This window comes from Bradyrhizobium sp. ORS 375 (genome assembly GCF_000239775.1).
In the GTDB taxonomy this organism is placed as follows: Bacteria; Pseudomonadota; Alphaproteobacteria; order Rhizobiales; family Xanthobacteraceae; genus Bradyrhizobium.
Genome location: NZ_CAFI01000267.1, coordinates 1 through 1,133, shown reverse-complemented (window position 1 = coordinate 1,133; position 1,133 = coordinate 1). Strand labels below are relative to the sequence as shown.

Genomic DNA, 1,133 nt, shown 5'->3' with positions numbered 1-1,133 from the left:
CGTTCGGCCGCTCGCCGGGCGCGCAGGAGCCGCTCGGCCGGCGCGGGCCGAAGGAGATCGTCCAGGTCGCCGACGCGTTGAACGAGATGCAGGCGCGCATCCGCGCGCTGCTCGACGACCGCACGCGGATGCTGGCGGCGATCAGCCACGATCTGCGCACGCCGCTGACGCGGCTGCGGCTGCGCTCGGAGCGCATCGGGCAGGGCGACATGCGCAGCGCCATGCTGCGCGATATCGACCAGGTCAGCCGGATGCTCGACGAGACGCTCGACTATCTGCGCGACGACACCAAGGCCGAGCAGCCGGCGCGGATCGAGCTGTCGAGCCTGCTGGAGACGATCTGCTGCGACTTCGCCGATGTCGGCCACGCCGTCACCTATCGCGGCCCGCAGCGGCTGGTCTGCGAGGGCCGGCCGCGGGCGCTGTCGCGCGCCGTGACCAACGTGGTGGAAAACGCCGTCAAGCACGGCAGCGAGGTGATCGTCAGCCTGGACAGCATTGCGGACGGGATCATCGCCATCGAGGTCGCCGATGACGGCCCCGGCATTCCGCAGGCGCTGCAGGCGCGCGCGCTGGAGCCGTTCGTCAAGCTCGACCAGGCGCGCTCCGCCGGCGGCTTCGGCCTGGGGCTGTCGATCGCACAGGAGATCATGAAGAAGCACGACGGCGGCATCGCGCTGATGCCGAACACGCCGCGCGGCCTGCGGGTGCGGCTGTCGCTGCCACTGCGCGCCGCGCTGCCGGCCGTCGCGGCCATCCCGGCCAAGGTGGCATGAAAGCCAGCAAGCAAACGACCCCGCCGGGGGGACTGATCCCGGCGGGGTCTCGCATCGGCTGACGACGGAGGCGGCGTCAGCTGATCCGCTTCCAGGTCTGGCCGCCGCAGAACAGTCCGCCGAAGGCGCAGCCCTGGACCCGCAAGGTGGTCGGGTTCTTCAGGACGATGGTGGAGTCGTAGTTGCCGCCGCCGTCGGGATCATGGATGCGGCCGACCCATTTGCTGTCCTTCGGCTTCATGTTGATCAGGATCTTCTCGCGCGTCTTCTCGGCGAAGCCGCAGATGTTGGCGCCGCACGGCTCGATCACGACATTGCCCTTGCCGCCCTCGGTGGCCCACAGGCCGAGCGGCGAGT

At 70.3% G+C, this 1,133-nt stretch carries 2 protein-coding genes; one reads left to right on the top strand and one right to left on the bottom strand.

The genetic code is table 11. The annotated features are described in order from the left end of the window. Positions 1 to 776, top strand: a 776-nt coding sequence (locus tag BRAO375_RS19580) for an ATP-binding protein (protein ID WP_035641318.1), incomplete at its 5' end; no start/stop codon positions are given. Positions 777 to 852: 76 nt separating this feature from the next. Here the strand turns inward: BRAO375_RS19580 and BRAO375_RS19575 are convergent. Further along, the coding region (locus tag BRAO375_RS19575; protein WP_244423225.1) for a DUF2147 domain-containing protein at positions 853 to 1,133 on the bottom strand (281 nt) is incomplete at its 5' end.